The organism is Xanthobacter sp. SG618, assembly GCF_012932745.1.
GTDB lineage: Bacteria > Pseudomonadota > Alphaproteobacteria > Rhizobiales > Xanthobacteraceae > Xanthobacter > Xanthobacter flavus.
In genome coordinates, this window is sequence record NZ_JABBHL010000005.1 from 53764 (window position 1) to 75375 (window position 21612).

21 protein-coding genes are annotated in these 21612 nt (G+C 67.7%); 5 read left to right on the top strand and 16 right to left on the bottom strand.

Translation table 11 applies throughout. From position 1 onward, the window contains the following. Nucleotides 1–13: 13 nt before the first annotated feature. From atpD to FHT36_RS14795, 11 genes are all read right to left on the bottom strand, one after another. Nucleotides 14–1450 carry a F0F1 ATP synthase subunit beta gene (gene atpD / locus FHT36_RS14745; protein WP_169123264.1) on the bottom strand — a complete coding sequence of 479 codons (1437 nt, stop codon included), beginning with the start codon at nt 1448–1450 and terminating at the stop codon, nt 14–16. 33 nt (nt 1451–1483) lie between these two features. Beyond that, nucleotides 1484–2359 carry a F0F1 ATP synthase subunit gamma gene (locus tag FHT36_RS14750; protein WP_169123265.1) on the bottom strand — a complete coding sequence of 292 codons (876 nt, stop codon included), beginning with the start codon at nt 2357–2359 and terminating at the stop codon, nt 1484–1486. A 36-nt stretch (nt 2360–2395) separates the two neighbouring features. Beyond that, the gene (atpA, locus tag FHT36_RS14755; protein ID WP_169123266.1) at nt 2396–3928 is read right to left on the bottom strand and encodes a F0F1 ATP synthase subunit alpha; all 1533 of its coding nucleotides are present in this window, start codon (nt 3926–3928) and stop codon (nt 2396–2398) included. Then, nucleotides 3928–4482: a F0F1 ATP synthase subunit delta gene (locus tag FHT36_RS14760; protein WP_169123267.1), complete on the bottom strand. Its 555-nt coding sequence runs from the start codon at nt 4480–4482 to the stop codon at nt 3928–3930. The genes atpA and FHT36_RS14760 overlap by 1 nt, the downstream gene beginning before the upstream one ends. A 238-nt stretch (nt 4483–4720) precedes the next feature. After that, complete coding sequence (locus FHT36_RS14765) at nt 4721–5446, bottom strand: amino acid ABC transporter ATP-binding protein (protein ID WP_024276750.1); 726 nt, start codon at nt 5444–5446, stop codon at nt 4721–4723. Continuing rightward, complete coding sequence (locus tag FHT36_RS14770) at nt 5424–6083, bottom strand: amino acid ABC transporter permease (protein WP_169123268.1); 660 nt, start codon at nt 6081–6083, stop codon at nt 5424–5426. The genes FHT36_RS14765 and FHT36_RS14770 overlap by 23 nt, the downstream gene beginning before the upstream one ends. Next, complete coding sequence (locus FHT36_RS14775; RefSeq protein ID WP_169123269.1) at nt 6080–6754, bottom strand: amino acid ABC transporter permease; 675 nt, start codon at nt 6752–6754, stop codon at nt 6080–6082. The genes FHT36_RS14770 and FHT36_RS14775 overlap by 4 nt, the downstream gene beginning before the upstream one ends. Nucleotides 6755–6828: 74 nt before the next feature. Then, nucleotides 6829–7638 carry a transporter substrate-binding domain-containing protein gene (locus tag FHT36_RS14780; protein ID WP_169123270.1) on the bottom strand — a complete coding sequence of 270 codons (810 nt, stop codon included), beginning with the start codon at nt 7636–7638 and terminating at the stop codon, nt 6829–6831. A gap of 239 nt (nt 7639–7877) precedes the next feature. Next, nucleotides 7878–9227 carry a S41 family peptidase gene (locus FHT36_RS14785; RefSeq protein ID WP_169123534.1) on the bottom strand — a complete coding sequence of 450 codons (1350 nt, stop codon included), beginning with the start codon at nt 9225–9227 and terminating at the stop codon, nt 7878–7880. Continuing rightward, a complete protein-coding gene (locus FHT36_RS14790; RefSeq protein ID WP_169123271.1) occupies nt 9224–10612 on the bottom strand; it encodes a murein hydrolase activator EnvC in 1389 nt (462 codons plus the stop codon). The genes FHT36_RS14785 and FHT36_RS14790 overlap by 4 nt, the downstream gene beginning before the upstream one ends. A 93-nt stretch (nt 10613–10705) precedes the next feature. Further along, nucleotides 10706–12610 carry a M3 family oligoendopeptidase gene (locus FHT36_RS14795; RefSeq protein WP_407077078.1) on the bottom strand — a complete coding sequence of 635 codons (1905 nt, stop codon included), beginning with the start codon at nt 12608–12610 and terminating at the stop codon, nt 10706–10708. A 217-nt stretch (nt 12611–12827) separates the two neighbouring features. On the opposite strand from FHT36_RS14795, the gene FHT36_RS14800 reads away from it, so the two are divergent. The 3 genes from FHT36_RS14800 (at nt 12828) to FHT36_RS14810 (ending at nt 17514) form a co-directional block, all read left to right on the top strand. After that, entirely contained in the window at nt 12828–13553 is a 726-nt protein-coding gene (locus FHT36_RS14800; protein ID WP_169123272.1) for a response regulator, read from the top strand. Nucleotides 13554–13649: 96 nt separating this feature from the next. Next, the gene (locus FHT36_RS14805) at nt 13650–15623 is read left to right on the top strand and encodes a murein L,D-transpeptidase (protein ID WP_169123273.1); all 1974 of its coding nucleotides are present in this window, start codon (nt 13650–13652) and stop codon (nt 15621–15623) included. Nucleotides 15624–16077: 454 nt separating this feature from the next. Further along, nucleotides 16078–17514 (top strand): DUF882 domain-containing protein, encoded by a 1437-nt coding sequence (locus FHT36_RS14810; protein ID WP_169123274.1) that lies wholly within the window; start codon nt 16078–16080, stop codon nt 17512–17514. Nucleotides 17515–17547: 33 nt separating this feature from the next. Here the strand turns inward: FHT36_RS14810 and FHT36_RS14815 are convergent, their stop codons facing one another. Then, the gene (locus FHT36_RS14815) at nt 17548–17811 is read right to left on the bottom strand and encodes a DUF2312 domain-containing protein (RefSeq protein WP_029876550.1); all 264 of its coding nucleotides are present in this window, start codon (nt 17809–17811) and stop codon (nt 17548–17550) included. A gap of 201 nt (nt 17812–18012) precedes the next feature. Between FHT36_RS14815 and FHT36_RS14820 the strand changes: the two genes are divergently transcribed. Together FHT36_RS14820 and FHT36_RS14825 are read left to right on the top strand one after the other, a co-directional pair. Continuing rightward, the gene (locus FHT36_RS14820) at nt 18013–18945 is read left to right on the top strand and encodes a DMT family transporter (protein ID WP_348644470.1); all 933 of its coding nucleotides are present in this window, start codon (nt 18013–18015) and stop codon (nt 18943–18945) included. A gap of 71 nt (nt 18946–19016) precedes the next feature. Further along, on the top strand, nt 19017–19556 hold the full coding sequence (locus tag FHT36_RS14825; RefSeq protein ID WP_169123537.1) for a DUF1036 domain-containing protein: 540 nt from the start codon (nt 19017–19019) through the stop codon (nt 19554–19556). A gap of 6 nt (nt 19557–19562) precedes the next feature. On the opposite strand, the gene FHT36_RS14830 is transcribed toward FHT36_RS14825, so the two are convergent. The 4 genes from FHT36_RS14830 to rsfS all read right to left on the bottom strand — a co-directional run bounded on the left by FHT36_RS14830 (nt 19563) and on the right by rsfS (nt 21545). Next, nucleotides 19563–20252, bottom strand: a complete 690-nt coding sequence (locus tag FHT36_RS14830) for a tetratricopeptide repeat protein (RefSeq protein WP_169123275.1) — start codon at nt 20250–20252, stop codon at nt 19563–19565. 138 nt (nt 20253–20390) lie between these two features. Further along, the gene (gene ykgO / locus FHT36_RS14835) at nt 20391–20516 is read right to left on the bottom strand and encodes a type B 50S ribosomal protein L36 (RefSeq protein WP_024276737.1); all 126 of its coding nucleotides are present in this window, start codon (nt 20514–20516) and stop codon (nt 20391–20393) included. A 146-nt stretch (nt 20517–20662) separates the two neighbouring features. Further along, nucleotides 20663–21145, bottom strand: a complete 483-nt coding sequence (gene rlmH / locus FHT36_RS14840) for a 23S rRNA (pseudouridine(1915)-N(3))-methyltransferase RlmH (RefSeq protein ID WP_169123276.1) — start codon at nt 21143–21145, stop codon at nt 20663–20665. Between the two features lie 34 nt (nt 21146–21179). Continuing rightward, nucleotides 21180–21545: a ribosome silencing factor gene (gene rsfS, locus FHT36_RS14845; protein ID WP_309298257.1), complete on the bottom strand. Its 366-nt coding sequence runs from the start codon at nt 21543–21545 to the stop codon at nt 21180–21182. Nucleotides 21546–21612 lie beyond the last annotated feature (67 nt).

Below are 21612 nucleotides of genomic sequence, written 5' to 3' on the forward strand. Positions count from 1 at the left end.
CGCCTGCGTCGGATCAGGCCGCCTCGGCGGCCAGCTTCTTACCCTTCTCGATGGCTTCGTCGATGGAGCCGACCATGTAGAAGGCCTGCTCGGGCAGGTAGTCGTACTTGCCTTCCACCAGGCCCTTGAAGCCGGAGATGGTGTCCTTCAGGTCCACGAGCTTGCCCGGGGAACCGGTGAACACTTCCGCGACGTGGAAGGGCTGCGAGAGGAAGCGCTCGATCTTGCGGGCGCGGGCCACGGTGAGCTTGTCCTCTTCGGAGAGCTCGTCCATGCCCAGGATCGCGATGATGTCCTGCAGCGCCTTGTAACGCTGGAGGGTCTGCTGCACCTGGCGCGCCACGTTGTAGTGCTCCTCGCCGATGACCAGCGGGGAGAGGATGCGCGAGGTGGAGTCCAGCGGGTCAACCGCCGGATAGATGCCCTTCTCGGCGATGGAGCGCGAGAGCACGGTCGTCGCGTCGAGATGGGCGAAGGAGGCGGCAGGCGCCGGGTCGGTCAGGTCGTCGGCGGGCACGTAGATGGCCTGCACCGAGGTGATCGAGCCCTTGGTGGTGGTGGTGATGCGCTCCTGCAGGGCGCCCATGTCGGTGGCCAGCGTCGGCTGGTAGCCCACCGCCGAGGGAATGCGGCCGAGCAGAGCCGACACTTCCGAGCCGGCCTGGGTGAAGCGGAAGATGTTGTCCACGAAGAACAGCACGTCCTGGCCCTGGTCGCGGAAGTGCTCGGCAACGGTGAGGCCGGTGAGCGCGACGCGGGCGCGAGCGCCCGGAGGCTCGTTCATCTGGCCGTACACGAGGGCGCACTTGGAGCCGGCGGCCGAACCACCATGCTCGTGCGGGTCCACGTTCACCTTGGACTCGATCATCTCGTGATAGAGATCATTGCCCTCACGGGTGCGCTCACCGACGCCGGCGAACACGGAGTAGCCGCCGTGCGCCTTCGCGATGTTGTTGATGAGCTCCATGATGAGCACGGTCTTGCCCACGCCGGCGCCGCCGAACAGGCCGATCTTGCCGCCCTTGGAGTAGGGCGCGAGCAGGTCCACCACCTTGATGCCGGTGACGAGGATTTCCGCCTCGGTGGACTGGTCCGCATAGGACGGAGCAGGCTGGTGGATGGCGCGCAGGCCGTCGCCGACCACCGGGCCGAGCTCGTCCACCGGCTCGCCGATCACGTTCATGATGCGGCCGAGGGTGGCATCACCCACGGGCACCTGGATGGGCGCGCCGGTATCGGTGACGCCCTGGCCGCGCACCAGGCCCTCGGTGGCATCCATCGCGATGGTGCGGACGGTGTTCTCGCCGAGATGCTGGGCGACTTCGAGCACCAGGCGGTTGCCGTGGTTGGTGGTCTCGAGCGCGTTCAGGATTTCCGGCAGGTGGCCGTCGAACTGCACGTCGACAACGGCGCCGATGACCTGGGTAATGCGTCCGGTGGGGTTCGCCATGTTCGTCGTCCTTTGTCCTCGTCCAGGCCGTGGTCAGAGCGCTTCGGCGCCGGAGATGATTTCGATGAGTTCCTTCGTGATCATGGCCTGACGCGTCCGGTTGTAGATCAGCGTCTGCTTCTTGATCATGTCGCCCGCGTTCCGCGTCGCGTTGTCCATGGCGCTCATCTGCGAGCCGTAGAACGACGCCTGGTTCTCCAGGAGGGCGCGGAAGATCTGCACCGCGATGTTGCGGGGCAGAAGGTCGGCGAGGATGTCTTCCTCGGCCGGCTCGTACTCATACACCGGACCAGCCGCATCCGCGTCCCGCGCCTCGAAAGTGGCGGGAATGATCTGCTGGGCGGTCGGCACCTGCGAGATCACGCTCTTGAACTGGGCGTAGAAGAGCGTGCACACGTCGAACGCACCCTGGTCGAGCAGGGCCAGGATCTTCGACGCGATGGCGTCGGCATCCTTGAAGCTCAGCGTACGCACCGAGCGCAGGTCCACCAGCTCGATGATCCGGTCGGGATAGATCCGGCGCAGCTGGTCATAGCCCTTGCGGCCGATGCAGAAGAACTTGACGTCCTTGCCTTCGCCGATCAGCTGCTGCGCCCGCTCGCGAGCGAGGCGGACGATGGAGGTGTTGAAGGCGCCGCACAGGCCGCGCTCGCCGGTCGCGACCAGGAGCAGCTGCTTCTGGTCGGAGCCGGTGCCGGCGATGAGGACGGGCGCCTGCCCGCCGCCGATGATCCCGGCGGCGAGATTGCCCAGCACCGTCTCCATGCGCTCGGCATAGGGACGGGCTGCTTCCGCCGCCATCTGGGCGCGACGCAGCTTCGCCGCGGCGACCATCTGCATCGCCTTGGTGATCTTCTGCGTCGCCTTCACCGAGGCGATGCGGTTCCTTAGGTCTTTCAGGCTCGCCATCGTGCCCGTCCGTCAGGTTCGAGGAACAGGCGCCGTTCAGGCAAAGCTCTTGGCAAAGGCGTCGAGGGCCTTCGTCAGCTTTTCGGCAGTGTCCTTGGACAGTTCCTTGGACGTGCGGATGGCTTCCAGGATCTCCGGATGCTGCGAGCGCAGCGCCAGGAGGAGGCCCTGCTCGAACTCGCGCACCTTGGAGACCGGCAGCGGGTCGAGATAGCCGTTGGTGCCGGCATAGATCACCGCCACCTGCTCCTCGACCTTCAGCGGCGCGAACTGGCTCTGCTTCAGCAGCTCGGTCAGGCGGGCGCCACGGTTGAGCAGCTTCTGGGTGGAGGCGTCGAGGTCGGAGCCGAACTGGGCGAAGGCCGCGAGCTCACGATACTGGGCGAGCTCGCCCTTGATCTTGCCGGCGACCTGCTTCATCGCCTTGATCTGGGCCGAGGAGCCCACGCGCGACACCGAGAGGCCGACGTTCACCGCCGGGCGGATGCCCTGGTAGAACAGGTCGGACTCAAGGAAGATCTGGCCGTCGGTGATCGAGATGACGTTGGTCGGGATGTAGGCCGACACGTCGTTCGCCTGGGTCTCGATGACCGGGAGAGCGGTGAGCGAGCCGGCGCCGTGGGCGTCGTTCAGCTTGGCCGCGCGCTCCAGCAGGCGGGAGTGGAGGTAGAACACGTCGCCGGGATAGGCTTCGCGGCCCGGCGGGCGGCGCAGCAGCAGCGACATCTGGCGGTAGGCCACGGCCTGCTTGGACAGGTCGTCATGGATGATGAGCGCGTGCATGCCGTTGTCACGGAAATACTCGCCCATGGCGGTGCCGGTGAACGGCGCCAGGAACTGCATCGGCGCGGCGTCCGAGGCGGTGGCGGCGACGACGACGGAATATTCCAGCGCGCCCTGCTCCTCGAGCACCTTCACGAACTGCGCGACGGTGGAGCGCTTCTGGCCCACCGCGACGTAGACGCAGTAGAGCTTCTGGCTCTCGGGGGCGTCGCCGGCGTTCAGAGGCTTCTGGTTCAGGATGGCGTCGAGCGCCACGGCGGTCTTGCCGGTCTGGCGGTCGCCGATGATCAGCTCGCGCTGGCCGCGGCCGATCGGGATCAGCGCGTCGATGGCCTTGAGGCCGGTCTGCATGGGCTCATGCACCGACTTGCGCGGGATGATGCCCGGGGCCTTCACGTCGACGCGGCGACGCTCGGTGTAAACGATGGGGCCCTTGCCGTCGATCGGGTTGCCCAGGGCGTCGACGACGCGGCCGAGGAGGCCCTTGCCGACGGGGGCGTCCACGATGGCGCCGGTGCGCTTGACGGTCTGGCCTTCCTTGATCTCGCGGTCGGAGCCGAAGATCACGATACCGACGTTGTCGATTTCGAGGTTCAGCGCCATGCCGCGCGTGCCGTTCTCGAACTCGACCATCTCGCCGGCCTGGACGTTGTCGAGGCCATAGACGCGGGCGATGCCGTCACCGACGGAGAGAACCTGACCGACCTCGGAGACCTCGGCCTCCTGGCCGAAACCCTGGATCTGCTCTTTCAGGATGGCGGAGATTTCAGCGGCTCGAATGTCCATCAGCGGACCTCTTTCATCGCATGCCGGATAGAATTGAGTTTGGTCTTGAGCGAAGCGTCGACCATGCGGGAGCCGAGCTTCACGATGAGACCACCGAGGATGGACGGATCGACGGTGACGTCGAGGTTCACGTCCTTGCCGGTCTGCTGCGCCAGCGCGTCCTTGAGCGCGGCGAAGTGGGTGTCGCTCAGGGGAGCGGCCACCGTCACCTGCGCCGTCGTCTCGCCGCGCTGGGCGGCCACGAGGGCGGCATAATCTGAAATCATCTTGGGCAGAGCGAAGAGGCGGCGGTTCTGCGCCACCAGCTTCACGAAGTTTCCGGCAAGACCGGAAATGCCCGCCTGACCAAGAACCGCGGCGATGGCCTTCAGCTGCGCCTCGGCCGAAAAGACCGGGCTCTTCACCAGCCGCGCCAGATCCGCGCTTTCAGCAATCATAGCCGACAGGCGATCGAGATCCGCCTTAACGGAATCGATGGCGCCGGCCTCGCTCGCCAGTTCGAACAGCGCGGTCGCATAGCGCCCCGCCATGCCTGACACGATCGTATCCGCCACCCCGCACCTCTCTCGGACTTCCAGGGCGCCGGCCGCGCACCTTGCGTGACCTCTCCCCAAGCCCTTGATCTGTTGGGAATAAAATTGTGCGATCCCGCGAGGGGGCTTAACCCGTCCCTCGAAATCCCGGAGTGCCTAACACAGGCAGATCAAGGCGGCAACATGACGGGAGGATGGCGCATAGGCCGCATTGCCGCACCGCGAGAGGCTTGACCCTAACGCAAGGCCCACGGCGGCCTCAGCTTTGGCCGAGAAACTGCCTGAGCTCCGCCGTCTGAGGATTCGCAAATACTTCTTCCGGCGGCCCGATCTCGTGCACCCGCCCCTGGTGCATGAACACCACCCGGTCGCAGACCTCCCGCGCGAACCGCATCTCGTGCGTGACCATGAGCAGGGTCATGCCCTCCTCGGCCAGCTTCTTCACCACGGCCAGCACCTCGTTGACGAGCTCGGGATCGAGGGCCGAGGTGATCTCGTCGCACAGCAGCGCCAGCGGCTTCATGGCCAGCGCGCGGGCGATGGCGACGCGCTGCTGCTGGCCGCCGGACAGTTCGTCCGGATAGGCGTCGAACTTGTGGGCGAGGCCCACCTGCTCCAGGCGCACCCGCGCCTCGGCCTCGGCCTCCTTCTGCGACACCTTCTTCACCACCATGGGCGAGAGCATCACGTTGCGCCCGGCGGTGAGGTGCGGAAACAGGTTGAAGCCCTGGAAGATCATCCCGACCTTCAGCCGCAGCGCGCGCAGATGCACCTCGTCCGGCGCCAGCTGGGCGCCGGCGACGGTGATGGAGCCGTCATTGATGGTCTCCAGCCCGTTGATGCAGCGCAGAAGGGTCGACTTGCCAGAGCCCGACTTGCCGATGATGGCGATGACCTCACCGGCCGCTACGTCGAGGTTGATGCCCTTGAGCACCTCGTTCTGGCCGAAGCTCTTGCGGACCTCAGTGATGGTGATGAGCGACATTCAGCTTCCTTTCGAGAAGCTGGCTGCTCTTCGACAGAGGCCAGCACAGCACGAAATAGATGAGGGCGGCGAAGCCGTAGACGGTGAACGGCTCGAACGTGGCGTTGGTGATGATGGTCGAGGCCTTGGAGAGCTCGACGAAGCCGATGATGGAGGTCAGCGCCGTGCCCTTCACCACCTGCACGGAGAAACCCACCGTGGGCGGCACGGCGATGCGCAGGGCCTGGGGCAGCACCACGTAGCGCAGCTGCTCGAAGAAGCTCATGGCCAGCGACGAGGAGGCCTCCCACTGCCCCTTCGGGATCGACTCCACGCAGCCGCGCCAGATCTCTGCGAGGAAGGCGGAGGTCCACAGCGTCAGCGACACGAAGGCCGCCGCCCAGGGAGAGACGTCGAGGCCCATGAGCGGCAGGCCGAAGAAGATGAGGAAGAGCTGCATGAGCAGCGGGGTGCCCTGGAACAGCTCGATGTAGAGATTGGCGGCGCGCTGCAGCCACACCTTGCGGGCGATGCGGCAGTAGAGCACCACGAGCCCCACCACGCCGCCGCCGATGAAGGCGAGGATGGAGAGCAGCACGGTCCAGCGTGCCGCCAGCAGCAGGTTGGAGACGATGTCCCAGGTGGTGAATTGGGTCATGTCGTCTTCCTCCGGCGCGGAAAGAGAAACAGCCCGAGCCCCCGCATGACCTGGCGCAGAAGCACCGCCAGCAGGAGGTAGAGGACGGTGGCGACGATGTAGGATTCGAAGGCGCGGAAGGTCCGCGACTGGATGAAGTTGGCGGCGAAGGTCAGTTCCTCAACCGAGATCTGCGAGCACACCGCCGAGCCGAACATGACGATGACGATCTGCGAGGTCAGCGCCGGCCAGATCTTCTGCAGCGCCGGCACCAGCACCACGTGGCGGAAGGTCTGGATGGGGCTCATGGCGAGGCTCGCCCCCGCCTCGAACTGGCCGCGCGGCGTCGCCTCGATGCCGGCGCGGATGATCTCGCAGGCATAGGCGCCGAGATTGATCACCATGGCGAGGATGGCCGCCTGCATCTCGGTAAGCCCGACGCCGATCGCCGGCAGGCCGAAGAAGATGAAGAACAGCTGGATCAGGAACGGCGTGTTGCGGATCAGCTCCACATAGGCGGAGACGATGGGCCGGAGCCAGCGCGGCCCGAGCGCCTTCGCCCAGGCGCAGGCGATGCCGAGCCCGACGCCGAGGGCGCCGCCGACCACGATCAGCTCCACGGTGATGGCGACACCCTTCGCCAGCACCGGCCCGTAATCGGCCAGGGATGAGAAATCGAAACTGTAGGCCATGTCCGGCTGGTCCCCCGATGGCGCAGTGCCCGTGGATCGCTCCCTGCCCCGTCACCGGACAGGGAGCTGCGTCCTCAGAGGTCCTTCGGCAGCGGGGCGCCGAGCCACTTCTCGGAGATCTTTTCCAGCGCGCCATCGGCCTTGGCCGCGGTGAGGATGGCGTTGACCTTCTCGAGCAGCTTCGGCTCGTCCTTGTTCAGGCCGACAAAGCAGGGCGAGTTCTTGATCAGCACCTTCACAGTAGGCTTCTTCGGCGGATTGCGGGCGAGGATGGCGGCGGCCACCACATTGCCGGTCGCCACCACCTTCACCTGGCCGGAGAGGAAGGCCGATATGGTGGAGTTGTTGTCCTCGTAGCGCTTGATGTCGGCGGTGGGCGGGGCGACCTTGGTCAGCTCCAGATCCTCCACCGAGCCGCGGGTGACGCCGACCGTCATGCCGGCAATGTCCTCCACCTTCTCGACCTTCACGTCGGCGGGGCCGAAGATGCCGTTGAAGAAGGGCGCATAGGCCACGGAGAAATCGATCACCTTCTCGCGGTCCGGGTTCTTGCCCAGGCTGGAGATGACGAGGTCGACCTTCTTGGTCTGCAGGTAGGGGATGCGGTTGGCGCTCGACACCGGCACCAGCTCGGCCTTCACGCCGAGGCCCTTGGCGATGAGGTTGGCGACGTCGATGTCGTAGCCCACGGGCTTGAGGTCGGTGCCCACCGAGCCGAACGGCGGGAAGTCCTGCGGCACGGCGATCTTGATGACACCGGCCTTGAGGATGTCGTCGAGGGCTTCCGCGGCGGCGGGGGCGGCCGTGAGGCCGATGGCCAGCGCACCGCCGACAACGGCGCCGGCCAGGGTCCGGGAGAGGAAAGATCTGCGGGTTGCCTGCATGGCGGGACCGAAACTCCGTGGGCGGCGCGCATCGCGCCATCGACCCCCAAGGAGCAAGCGGTATGCCAGCGTGCATGCAATACCACCGCGAGGCGGCCGGACCGGACCAACCCTTGATGGCAGGGGCTGCCCGGCGCAGTCCCAGAACGCAAAATGCCCCGTCCGAGCATTCGGACGGGGCATTTGCCTAATGTCTAAGCAGATGCCGAACGGCGCGCCGCTCGGCTTCCGTCAGGTCATCAATTGGCCTGCGAGGACTTGTTCGGCGTCGCCGGGAAGGCGGCGTTCTTCACGGTGCCCTTCATCAGCTCCACGGCGAGCTTCAGCTGGGTGTCGTCCTTCGGATCCGGCGGCACGTAGGAGGGCGAGCCGGTCTGCTCGTCGTCGCCATTCTTGAGGTGGCCCTTCAGCGAGGCTTCGCCACGGGTCGAGTCCGTGGAAACGCCGAGCTTCTGCTTCATCTCGTCCGGCAGGTCCTGCACCAGGACGATGTCGGGCTCGATGCCCTTGGCCTGGATGGAGCGGCCCGACGGCGTGTAGTAGCGCGCCGTGGTGAGCCGCAGCGCGCCCTGCTGGCCGAGCGGGATGATGGTCTGCACCGAGGCCTTGCCGAAGGTGCGCGAGCCGAGGATCGTCGCCCGCTTGTGATCCTGAAGCGCGCCGGCGACGATCTCGGAAGCCGAGGCCGAGCCGCCGTTCACCATCACGATCACCGGCTTGCCCTTGGTGAGGTCGCCGCCGCGGGCGTTGAAGCGCTGCGTCTCTTCCGGGTTGCGGCCGCGGGTGGAGACGATCTCGCCACGCTCGAGGAACGCGTCGGACACCGCCACCGCCTGGTCGAGCAGGCCGCCGGGGTTGTTGCGCAGGTCGATGATGTAGCCCTTGATCTTGTCCGGGCCGATCTTCGCGGTCAGATCGTCGATGGCCTTCTTCAGGGTCTCGAAAGTCTGCTCGTTGGTGAAGGAGTTGATGCGGATATAGGCGATGTCGTCCGCCTCGATGCGCGAACGCACCGTCTGCAGCTTGATGGTGTCACGCACCAGCTTCACTTCGATGGGCTTCTCGACACCCTTGCGCAGGATGGTGAGCGTGATGGGCGTGTTGACCGCCCCGCGCATCTTGTCCACCGCCTCGTTCAGGGTCATGCCCTGCACCTGATCGCCGTCGAGCTTGGCGATGAGGTCGCCGGAGAGCACGCCGGCCTTGGCCGCGGGGGTGTCTTCCATGGGGGTGACGACCTTCACCAGGCCGTCTTCCATGATCACCTCGATGCCGAGGCCGCCGAATTCGCCGCGGGTCTGCACCTGCATGTCGCGGTGATTCTTCGCGTCCATGTAGGAAGAGTGCGGATCGAGCGACTGGAGCATGCCGTTGATGGCCGCCTCGATCAGCTTGGCGTCATCGGGCTTCTCGACATAGTCGGAGCGCACGCGCTCGAACACGTCGCCGAAGAGATTGAGCTGCTTGTAGGTATCGGACGACGCGGCCTCGGCCGCGGTCCCGAGGATCAGCCGTGGCTGGACCGCTGCAACCGCCACGAGGGCGCCAGCCGCCACGCCAAAAAGAAAGAGAGACGTCCGACGCATTATCCACGTACCTTCTGACTGTCCGTTGCCGCCCACCATGGCGTGGGGTCGATCGAGAGCCCGTCTTTTCGGAACTCGACATACAATTGGGGCTGTCCCGTGGCCGTCACCGGCGACGTTGAGCCGTTTTGGGCGGATGCGCCGCTGCCCCCCGGACCGCGCTGCACCGTATTGGCCACGGTGCGGGACAGGCCCCCCATGACCCCTACCGGCTCGCCCGCGAGGACGAACTGGCCAAGCTCCACGGTGATCCGTTCCATGCCTGCCACAAGAATATGGTAGCCACCGCCCGCGTTGATAATCAAGAGTTGGCCATAGCTGCGGAAGGGGCCGGCATAGACCACCCAGCCATCGGCCGGCGCGCTCACCGGTGCGCCCGCGCGGGTGGCGATGGTGATGCCCTTCTCGGTACCTCCCACCCCATCGGCGGCACCGAAATTCCGCAGCGTCACGCCGGCCACCGGAAGCGGCAGCAAGCCTTTGGCCTGCGGGAAAGCGATGGCCGGCGTCAGGCGAGCCGGGTCCTTCAGGGCCGTCAGGTTGGGCCGGCCGGGTTCCTGCGGGCGCGTGACCGCCTGCGCGGCATCTGCTGCCCTTGCGGAAGGCCCCACCTCGCTCTCCAGCCTCGTCACGAGATCGTGCACATCGCCGGTGGCCTTGGCGACGCTTTCCGCCTGCGCCTTGTCGGCGGAAGCCAGCGGATGCTCTTCCGCCTGCCGCTTCTGGCGCTCGCCCACCAGCACCGCGAGGCGACGGCTGTCCTCGTCGAGGGCGGTGCGCAGGCTGGTGAGGCTGTCGCGGGCGGACGCGAGTTCCGTGCGCACCCGCGAAAGCTCGGACAGGTCGGAGGCCAATGTCTCCGCCTCCACCCGCAGTTCCGGCAGGAGGGCGCCGAGCAGGATGGCCGAGCGCACCGCGTCCAACGCATCGTCCGGGCGCATGAGGATGGCGGGCGGCGGCTCGCGCCCCATGCGCATCAGGGCGGCCAGCACCTGGGCGAGCACGCCGCGGCGCTTGCCGAGCGAGGTGCCGAGGTCCGCGGCGGAGCGATCCAGCTGAGCGATGCGGCCTTCCACATCGATGAGCTGCTGCTCCACCGCACGGGTGCGGGCGGCCGTGTCGAGCAGCATCTGGTTGAGACGGCCGCGATCGCCCTTGGCGGCTTCGAGATCCGCGCGGAGCTGGCGCTGCGCCTCCTCTGAGCCCTTCACGTCGGCCTTCAGCGCATCGGTGTCGATGCCGGAGCGGTTGGGGACGGGCGGCGGGAGGGGCACAGACGGCGGCGGCGCGCCCGGCTGGGCGAGGGCCAGGGGAACACGAAGCCACGGCGCCGCGGCCAGGAGGGTCGCGGCCAGCGTCAGGAGGATCAGGACCGACCGCGGCTTCATGAACCGATCCTCAACGAACAGGGTTGAGGATCGGTAAAGCCCAAGGCATCCGCAAGCCGCTTTCTCGGCCTGCGCGCAGGGTCCCGCCCCCGCTCAGCCCTCCATGCTCTCCAGTTCGGAGATCATGCGGTCGATGAGGTTGAGGCCGGTCTGCCAGAAGGCCGGATCGCGGGCATCCAGACCAAACGGGGCCAGCAGCTCCGCATGGTGCTTGGTGCCGCCCGCGGCGAGCATTTCCAGATACCGCTCCGCGAAACCGTCGGACGCCTTCTCGTAGACCGCATAGAGCGAGTTCACGAGGCAGTCGCCGAAGGCATAGGCGTAGACGTAGAACGGCGAGTGGATGAAGTGCGGGATGTAGGTCCAGAAGGTCTCGTAACCCGCACCGAGGTGGATGGCCGGGCCGAGGCTCTCGCTCTGCACCTGCATCCAGATCTCGCCGATCTTCTCGGAGGTCAGCTCGCCCTGCCGGCGCTCGGAATGGACGTGGCGCTCGAAGGTGTAGAAGGCGGTCTGGCGGACCACCGTGTTGATCATGTCCTCCACCTTCTGGGCGAGCATGATCTTGCGGGCCCGCGGATTTTCCGCCGAATCCAGCAGCTTGCGGAACGTCAGCATCTCGCCGAACACGGAAGCGGTCTCCGCCAGCGTGAGCGGGGTCGGCGCCATCAGCGCGCCCTGGCGGGCAGCCAGCACCTGATGGACGCCATGGCCCAGCTCATGGGCCAGCGTCATCACGTCCCGCGGCTTGCCCTGGTAGTTGAGCAGCACATAGGGGTGCGCCGACGGCACCGTGGGATGGGCGAAGGCGCCGGGAGACTTGCCGGGGCGGACCGGCGCATCGATCCAGGACTTGTCGAAGAAGGTGCGGGCGATGTCCGCCATCTTCGGCGAGAAGGCACCGTAGGCGGTCAGAACCGTGTCCTTGGCCTCGCCCCAGCCTATGTCGCGGCTTTCCACCTTGGGCAAGGGCGCATTGCGGTCCCAGAACTCCAGCCGCTCCTTGCCGAACCAGCGGGCCTTGAGCGCGTAATAGCGGTGCGACAGGCGCGGATAGGCCTCGCGGATGGACGAGACCATGGCGTCCACGACCTCCTTCTCCACCCGGTTGGCGAGGTGGCGGGAGGAGGCGACATCGGGGAAGCCGCGCCAGCGGTCGGAAATCTCCTTGTCCTTCGCCAGCGTGTTGGTGACGAGGGTGAACAGGCGCAGATTCTTCGAAAAGGTATCGGCCAAGGCGAGGCCGGCGGTGCGGCGCACCTCCTCCTTCGTGTCCTGCATCAGGTTCAGCGTGGGCTCGATGGCGAGCTCCTGCCCGTCCACGTTGAACCGCAGCGAGGAGATCGTCTCGTCGAACAGCCGGCTCCAGGCGCTGCGCGACGGGCTCGACTTCTCGTGGAACAGCTGCTCGATCTTGTCGTCGAGCTGATAGGGCTTGTCCTTCCTGAGGTCCTCGATCCACGGCCGGTAGTGACCGAGCGCCGGGTCGGCCATGGCGGCTTCCAGCGCCGCGTCGTCGAGGCGGTTCAGCTCCAGCGTGAAGAACAGGAGATGCGTGGACGAATCGGTCAGCTTCTCCTGGATGTCGCCATAGAACTTGGCGCGGGCCGGGTCCGAGGTGTCGCCGGCATAGACGAGGCTGCCATAGGAGGCGATACGGCCGAGGAGGTCGTCCACCGCCTCATAGCGCTTCACCGCCTCGGCCAGCGCCGCGCCGGCATTGGGGGCGGCGAGGAGGTCGGCGAGCTTGCCCTTGTAGGCGTCCTCGAACGCCTTGCACTCCTCATCGGCCTTCGCGATGTCCGCCGCCAGCTCCGGCGCGTCCATGGCGGCATAGAGGTCGGTGAGGTTCCACTCGGGCAGCGTCTCGATGGCTACCGAGGAAGCGACGGCGGTCTGGGCGGCGTGGCGGGCGGCGGCAAAGGCGCTTTCAAAATCGTGCGAACGAACGGGCATCGCCGAAACGCGGGCAATGACGTGCGGAAGAGTGTGCGGCATGGAACCTCCGGAAACGGGCGGCGCGGTCCGGTTCGGCCGCACCCGCTCTTTTCGATCGTGGCGGACAAAATCGCCGCAATGGCCCTGCGCCGCAAGCCGGGTCGGCAGAGGCGCGGTGGGAGATGTGGCGACCTTGCGGCATCAGGGTGAGGGGTTCTTAACCATCGCCGCCCAATGTCGGGGACGAATCTCCCCGTACCGAGTCGCCCGCCCCTCCATGTCTTCTTCCCTTCTCATCGTCGAAGACGATTCCGACGAGGCGCGCCGCCTCGACCAGGCGCTCACCCGAATGGGTTACCGCTGCACCATCGCCCATGACGGCGACGCGGCTCTCGCCCTTCTCAGGGCGGAGCGATTCGATGCGGTGCTGCTCGATCTCGTGCTGCCCGGTCTCGACGGCATGGGCGTTCTCGCGGCCCTTGCGGCGGCGGGGGACGAGACCCCTGTCGTGGTTCAGGTGACCCCGGCCGGCCTCGACGCCGCCGGCGGCGCGATCCGTGCCGGCGCGCGCGATTTCGTGGTGAAGCCGGCCGGCGCGCTCCGCCTGGAGGTAGCGCTCGGCAATGCGGTGGCGCTCGCGCAGGCCGCAGCGGCCAGCCGCCCGGCCCCGCAGCGGGCTCCGTCGCCCGTCGCTCAGGACAATGTGATCGCCTTCCCCTCGGCAGCGGTGCAGACGCGCCAGGAGCGCGACGAGGAGGAGATGATCGGCTCCGCGTTCGCCCGTCTGGACGCCTCCGGCCACGCCCGCAGGCTCGACCAGATCGAGGCCGAAGCCATTCGTTTCGCTTGCCACCTCTATGGTGGGCGGATGGCCGAGGTGGCCCGCCGACTCGGCATCGGCCGCTCGACGCTCTACCGCAAGCTCGCCGAGCTGGGCGAGACAGAGGTAGAGACCAACCATCAGATGGAACCGTCAGCGGCACAATTTGTTGCTGCCGAGTGACAAGACACCACAAACCCGGCATTCGCCCAAGCTTGTGAGTTGATCGAAGCCTCCCGGCACGGCACCAACACAGCGGGTGGAGGCGAGGAGAGCACAATGGGTATCGCTCAGCGTGAGGTTAGCGTCGCGGGCACGTTGTGCCGGCTGATGAGCGCTGGCCTGGTCGGCCTCTCCCTCGGCGTCGCCCCGGCCGCCGCAGCACCGGGCGACATTCCCGTCACCGCCAATGCCGGCATGGGCACAGGTGATATCGGCACGAGCGATGCCGCGCCCTCCGGCGGCATCGACGGCGCCGGCAATGCCGCCGTCCCCCTCACCACGCCCCTGCCCCCGGCCGCCGCGGCGCCCGCGGCCCCGGCCTATGCGCCCCGTGCCGCCGCTCCCGCCTCGGTTGCGAGCCCGGTTCGCGGCGGCGTCGATTCGGCTGGCGACAGCCCGGCACCCGCCCCGGTTCAAGCTCCTGCAGCAGCCCAGGCCAACCCGGCAGCGCCCGCCCAGCCGGCTCCCGCCCAGGCCGCGACACCCGCGCCGGCGCCTGCGGTCGCCGCCAACCCGCTCGCGCCGGTGAGCGAGGCCATCGCCGCGCTCCTCGCCACGCCCGAGGCCATCACCACCTCCAAGAAGGAGCAGGAGGCGCTCGCGACCTTCTATGGCGCGCGCCAGACCATGCCGGTCTTCGTGACCGACACCGGGCTCGATGCGCGCGGAAAGGCCGTAATTGCGCGCCTGGATGCGGCCGGCGAAGACGGTCTCGATCCCGCCGACTATCAGGTGCCCGTGCCGAAGAAGGGCGCCACCGCGGCCGATCTCGCCCGCACCGAGCTGAAGATCGCCGTCGCCGCCATGACCTATGCGCGCCATGCGCAGTCCGGCCGCTTCGATCCCGGCCGCATCTCCTCGCTGGTGACCCCGGTGCGCGATATCCCGGACCCGACCGCGACCCTCACCAAGATCGCCTACGCGCCCGACGCCAACGCCGCGCTCGCCGCCTTCAACCCGCCCCATCCCGGCTACAAGGCGCTGAAGGCGCAGCTTGCCAGGGCGAACGGCAGCGCGCCCACCGTCCCCGCGATCCCGCCCGGACCGCAGGTGAAGCCCGGCGCCAGCGACCCGCGCATGCCCACTTTGCGCGCCCGCCTCGGCCTCGTCGGCAGGCCCGGGGATGATCTGGTCTACGACCCGGCGCTGGTCGAGGCGGTCAAGGCCTTCCAGGAGGCCTCCAAGATCAAGCCCACCGGCATCATCGGCCCGGCCACGCTCGCCGCGCTCAATGTGGGGGCGACCAGCGGCGGCGGCAGCCTGCGCAACGATGTCATCGCCAACATGGAGCGCTGGCGCTGGCTGCCGCGCGACCTCGGCGAAAAGTACGTGATGGTCAACATCCCCGAGTTCATGGTGCGCATCAATCAGGACGGTCGGGTGATCCACGAGACCCGTGTCGTGGTGGGCAAGCCGGAGACGCCGACGCCGCTGCTCACGCGGGACATGCAGTACATCGTGGTGAATCCGGCCTGGAACATCCCGCCGAGCATCGCCCGCAACGAGATGATGCCGCTGCTGCGCAGCGATCCCAGCGCCCTCGCCCGTCGCGGCATCCAGGTGGTGCGCAACGGCTCGGGCGGCTACTCGTTCCGACAGGATCCGGGTGAGCGCAACGCCCTGGGGCGCATCAAGTTCATGTTCCCCAACGACCATTCGGTCTATCTGCACGACACGCCGTCCAAGGCGCTGTTCCAGAACGACCGCCGCGCCTACAGCCACGGCTGCGTGCGCGTGTACGAGCCGCTGAAGTTCGGCGAGGTCATCTTCAACATGGGCCTGCCGGGCGACACCTGGAGCGAGCAGCGCATCTCCAAGATGTTCGGCGGCTCCGAGCGCTACATCAACCTGAAGCAGCGCTTCCCGGTCCACATCGTCTATTTCACCGCCTTCGTGGATGGCGCCGGCCGGCTGGTGATGCGCGAGGATCTGTACGGCATCAACGCGGCCACGAAGACCTATCTCGGCCTCGACGGAAAGCAGCGAATCGCCGACGGCGCGCCGCCCAAGACCACGCCCCGCGCCCGCTGATCGGCACAGCATAGAGAAGGCCCGCTCCGGCGGGCCTTCTTTTTTATCAGCGGCTTAGCTTGTGCCCGCCCGAACGACCGCGACAACCCGCCGCGATTTTCGCCGGAATGTCAGCACTGCTGCCCCTTGCCTGATGCTTTGAGGCCACAGCTTCACGCAACGTCTGGCACGTTTTCGCCATACTCCGCCGCTACTCACGGGACCGTGACCCGGGGCAAGGCAATCTGCCAGCTTCGGTGAGCTGGGGGAGCCGGGTGTCAACGCACCCTTAACCGAACCCGACAAGACTCCGTCTCCATCGCTTCGCGGCAACACATCGCGAAGTCCTTGAAATCTGAGCCTCGGGTTCGAGACATTGGCCATCCCCACCACGCCTGAAACCGTCCGACTTACGCGCCGCCCCCGCGGCCCTCGCGGTCGGTCCGCCTTTCAGGCGATCCTGCCGTCCCTGGCCATGGCGGGAAGTCTCATCCTTGCCGGCACCACCTCGCTGCAGAATGCGGTCGCCAACGGCGACACCCGCACCATCACCCTGCACCACACCCATTCCGGCGAGAGCGGCAGCTTCACCTTCAAGAAGGACGGGCGCTACGACCAGGCGGTGCTGGCCCAGCTGAACCACTTCCTGCGCGACTGGCGCAACCAGAAGTCGACCCAGATGGATCCCCAGCTGTTCGACATCGTCTGGGAAGTCTACCGGGAGGTGGATGCCAGCGCGCCGATCCAGATCGTCTCGTCCTACCGCTCGCCGGAAACCAACTCCATGCTGCGCGCCCGCTCCAGCGGCGTGGCCAAATTCTCCCAGCACATGCTGGGCAAGGCGATGGACTTTTACATTCCAGGCGTGAACCTCACCGACCTGCGCGTCGCCGGCCTGCGGCTCCAGCGCGGCGGCGTGGGCTTCTATCCCACCTCCGGCTCGCCCTTCGTCCACATGGACACCGGCAGTGTGCGCCACTGGCCGCGCATGACCCACGACCAGCTCGCCCGCGTCTTCCCGGACGGCAAGACCGTGCATGTGCCGACCGACGGACGGCCGCTGGCGAAATACGACGTAGCGCTGGCCGAGCTTCAGGCGCGCGGCTCAAAGCCCGGCGTCGGCGTCGCAAGCGCCGGCAAGGGCAAGAACTTCTTCGCCAGCCTGTTCGGCAAGAAGGATGCGGATGACGACGAGGGCAGCGAAGCCCCGACCGCCGCCTCCTCCACGGTGGCGTCGGCCGAGGACACCGCCAGCCGCGAGACGCCGGCCTCTGCCCCGGCCCGCGCGGTGCGGACCGCGTCCGCCACCATGCCCATTCCGCCGACCCGGCCGGCCGAAATCGTCGCCGGCGCCATGGTCAGTGCGCAGGCGACGCGCAACGGCTTCCTCGCGCCGCTGCCCCTGCCCCGCCCGGCGGAGGCCAACCGCGACACCCGCACCGCCAGCCTTACTTCGGCGCCCGTACCGCTGCCCTCGGTCATCACCCGCGGCACGGACGGGGAGACCGGACCGGTTCTTGGCTATGCCTCGGCAGGCTCAATGATGGATCAGCGCATGCCGCTGACGGGCGGCTTCATGGCCGGCGCGCACGGACATCCGGCTACCGTTGCAACGGCACCAGTGACCGCGACAAGCGCTCCGGCGAGCACGCGTCAGCGCACCAAGCTGTCCGAGATCGCCTTCGGGCGGCTGTTCCTGTCGCCGAGCCTCTCCAACGAGCTTTATCTGCGCGTGCCGGAGATGCGGCAGCTGGCGACCTTCATGGCGCCGCCGCGTGAAGTGGTGGCGACGGCCTTCTCGCGGGACGGCTCATTCGGCCTCAAGGCCCGCTTCGCCGGCACCGCCGTGGCGGACCTGCCGACTTACGTGTTCCGTGCGCCCCAGGTGGCCTACAACAGCCAGCGCATGTGATCCGCGCGGGCGGACCCTCCGCCCGCTGCCGTCTCAGACGAAGATGCCCAGCGCCTGCATATAGAGATCGACGATGGCCTCGTGCTCCTTGCGCTCGTCGACGTCTTCCTTGCGGATTTTCAGGATGGTGCGCAGCGCCTTCACGTCGAAGCCGTTGGCCTTGGCTTCGGCGAACACGTCCTTGATGTCGTCGGCAATGGCCTTCTTCTCCTCCTCGAGGCGCTCGATGCGCTCGATGAAGGACTTGAGCTGTTCCTTGGCAAAGCCCGCGGGGGAATCTGAAACGTCTTCCGCCACCTGGACGGTCTCCTTGGGTTCCGCCGCGCGTCCGTCGCGGCCATGCCGGGCCGGCGCGCGGGTCAAAGGGTGGAGCCGCGATGGCTCCGGAGGGAAAGCTGATAGAGGCGGGCAGAAAGCCGCGCGTCAAGGATGCGTCCCCGCTTTCCACCCTGCCGGTGATCCACAACCGGCCCGAGACCCGCGGCGGGACAGGTTTTCGTGACCAAAACCCCCTCTCTCACCCTGGCGTTCGGTACCTTGATGCTGACGCTCGGGGCGCTGGCCATGGGCGCCTCCGTGCTCTTCGTCCGCCTTGCGGATGTGGGGCCGTTCGCCAGTGCCTTCTGGCGGGTGGCGCTCGCCCTGCCGCCGCTGGCTTTGTGGGCCGCTCTCGCCGAGGGCACGCGCGCCTTCCGGCCCGACCGGCTGTCGCTGCTGGCCGGCGCCTTCTTCGCCGGGGACCTATTCTTCTGGCATCTCGCCATCCTCGGCACGACCGTCGCCAACGCGACCGTGCTTGCCACCACGTCGCCTTTGTGGATCACGGCCTTCGCGGTGCTGGTGCTGCGCCAGAAGGTGTCCCGTGACGGGCTGATCGGCCTCGCGCTGTGTATTGCGGGGGCTCTGGCGCTGGTGGGGCGCTCGTGGCAGTTCGATCCGCAGCATCTGCCGGGGGATGCCGCAGGGCTCGCGACCGCGGTGTTCTTCGCGGGCTATTTCCTCGCCGTCAGCCGGGCCCGTGCCTCGCGCGGGGCGGCGGCGATCACCCTCGTCTCCACCGCCACGACGGCGCTGATCCTTTTGGCGGTGGCCCTCATGGCGGAGCCGACCCTGTGGCCCGCCAGCGCCGGCGGCCTTGCGGCGCTGGTGGCGCTGGCCCTCGTCTCGCAGGTGGGCGGACAGGGGCTGATGGCGGTGGGCCTTGCCTCCGTGCCGCCGGCGTTCGGCGCGCTGGTCTTCTTTCTCGAGGTGGCCTCCGCCGCAGCGCTGGGCGCCCTGCTTCTGGATGAGCCAATTACCGCGCTTCAGGCGGTGGGTGGCGCGCTGATCCTTGCCGGCATCGTGGTGGCCCGTCCGCGCGCGCGTCCGGCCCGCGCGGGAGAGGTCGGGATGGAGGCGTCCGGCACCAGCTACCGGGAGGGCAGGCATTGACGCCCCGGCGCCCACGGGGCACACAACGTCCCATCATGCCCTTCGCCGCAACGCCCCTCCGCTTCGACGGCATGCCCGAACCCTGCGCGGCAGGCCTCACCGCGCCGGACCGGGGGGAGCGCCGTTCGCCACGGAGCCTCGCGCTCCTGCTCGGCGCCACCCTCGCGCTCGGCATCGGCGCCACCCTCATTCCCACGCCCGCTGCCGCCGAGTTCCGGCTGTGCAACCGCACCCAGAGCCGGGTGGGCATCGCCCTCGGTTACAAGGATGGCGACGCCTGGGCCACCGAAGGCTGGTGGAATGTCGCGGCCAACAGCTGCGAGACGCTGCTGCGCGGCGACCTCTCGGCGCGCTTCTACTACCTCTATGCCGTGGATTACGACCAGGGCGGCGAGTGGGCCGGCAAGGCCTATATGTGCACCCGGGAAAAGGAATTCACCATCAAGGGCGCCGAGGACTGCCTTGCCCGCGGCTTCGACCGCACCGGCTTCTTCGAGGTGGACACGCAGGAGCAGAAGTCCTGGACGGTTCAGCTCACGGAATCGAGCCAGACCAAGCAGGGCCAGGCCCCCGCCCCCCTGCCGCCGCCGGCCCCGCGCGCGAAGCCCTGAGGCGGATCAGATCGGCCGGCCTTCGACCTTGATGGTGAGCTGACTCTCCAGCTCGCCCGCCCCATCGAGGTGCGGATTGACGGCGAGCGCCTGACGCACCGCCTGCAGCGCGCGCTTGTCATCGCCGAGGTCACGCATGATGAGGGCGAGGCCGTAGAGCATGGCGAAATGGCGCGGCTCGCGCGCCAGCACTTCCCGGATATCCGCCAAGGCGGCCCCGTAGTCGTCGCGCATGTAGAGGATCGTCGCCCGTCGGCTGAGCGCGCCGATATAATCGGGCTCGATCTCGATCACCTCGTCCAGCAGCTGCAGGGAGAGGTCCGTCTCCTTCGCCTCTGCGGCGGCCGCCGCCCGGGCCATGAGGAGGTCAGCGCTGGGACTGCCGGAATCGCCGAAAATCTGGTCGAGCCGGTCGGCGATCATCTTGGCGCTGCGATCGTCGGGAGCGACCTTCAGGGCGGCGAACAGGCCTTCCACCTGGGTGCGCTTGTCCTTCGGCAGGCGCGGACGCGCCGGGGCGGAATCAGACGGGCTGGCGGACGGAGGGCCGGGCTGCGGCATGGCCTTGTCGCCGCGCAATTGCTGCGCCTGTGCGAGGCCGCCGAAGATCGCGATGGAGAGCGCGGCGGCGAAGCCGATACGGGCGGCACGGAGCGTGCGGCTGGCGGGGGCGGGAGGCATCGCGCGGAAGATCATCGGCGAAGTGTCCGCCGCGTTGCACGCGCCGTCAACAGTTGCGCCGGCCGCGAGGAGGCCCCGGGCCGGCGCAAGAGATCACATCTGCTCAAGACCGCCGCCCTGACCGATCGGGTCCGGCGGCGCTCGGGCCGGGCTTCAGCCCTGGCGCGCCTTGTAGCGCTTCTGGGTCTTGTTGATGATGTAGACGCGGCCCTTGCGGCGCACGAGACGGTTCTCGCGGTGACGGCCGAGCAGCGACTTGAGGGAATTGCGGATCTTCATGACAAACTCGCTCGTGTCGAATTTCGGAGCCGACCGCGGCGCGCTTGCCGCGCGGCCTATCGACACCGGGAATTGGATCGGAGCCGGCGTGATAAGGGGCCGGGACCCGGATGTCAATGCGAGCAGCCGATTCCCACGCCGCGCCCTCACGCGCGATGATAGGGATGCCCGGCGAGGATGGTGACGGCCCGGTAGATCTGCTCCGCCAGCATGACGCGCACCAGCTGGTGCGGAAACGTGGCCGTGCCGTAGGCGATCAGCAGGGACGCCCGCGCCCGCACCTCTTCCCCGAGGCCGTCCGCGCCGCCGATGACGAAGGCAAGGGCGGAGAGCCCGCCATCCCGATCGGAAGCGATGCGGCGGGCGAAGTCCTCGCTGGAGAGGTTGCGCCCGCGCGGATCGAGCACCACCAACCCCGCCCCCGCCGGAAGCACCGACAGGAGCGCCGCCGCTTCCTCGGCCATGCGGTCCTCGGCGCGGCGGGCGGCGGATTCGGCGATCTCGATCATGTCGCACGGGCCGAGGCCCAAGGGCCGGCCGGCGGGACGGATGCGGTCGACATAGCGGGTCACGAGCTCACGCTCGGCGCCGGCTTTCAGCCGGCCGACACAGGCGAGGACGAGGCGCACGTCGTCTAAAGGCCCGCCAGAACCGGAAACGCCATCAGGAACGGGGCGTCCCGGCCCACATCTTCTCGATATTGTAGAAGTTGCGGACCTCGGGCTGGAAGACGTGCACGATCACGTCGTTCGCGTCGATGAGCACCCAGTCACAGGCCGGCTGGCCTTCCACGCGCACGTGCTTGATCCCCGCCGCCTTGAGCGCCTCGATGAGGTGCTCGGCGATGGCGCCCACATGCCGCTGCGAACGGCCGGAGGCGATCACCATGTAGTCGGCGATGGAGGTCTTGCCGCGCAGGTCGATGGAGACGATGTCCTCAGACTTGTCGTCTTCCAACCGGGCTTGGACGAGGGCGAGAATTTCCGCAGCGTCTGGAAGCGCCTCGGAAACCGTGGCGGGCGGTGTCATCTCAGCGGCCGCCATAAGTGCCGTCGTGGACAGGGGTCCAAATCCTCTCGCTCAAGGCGACGGTCCA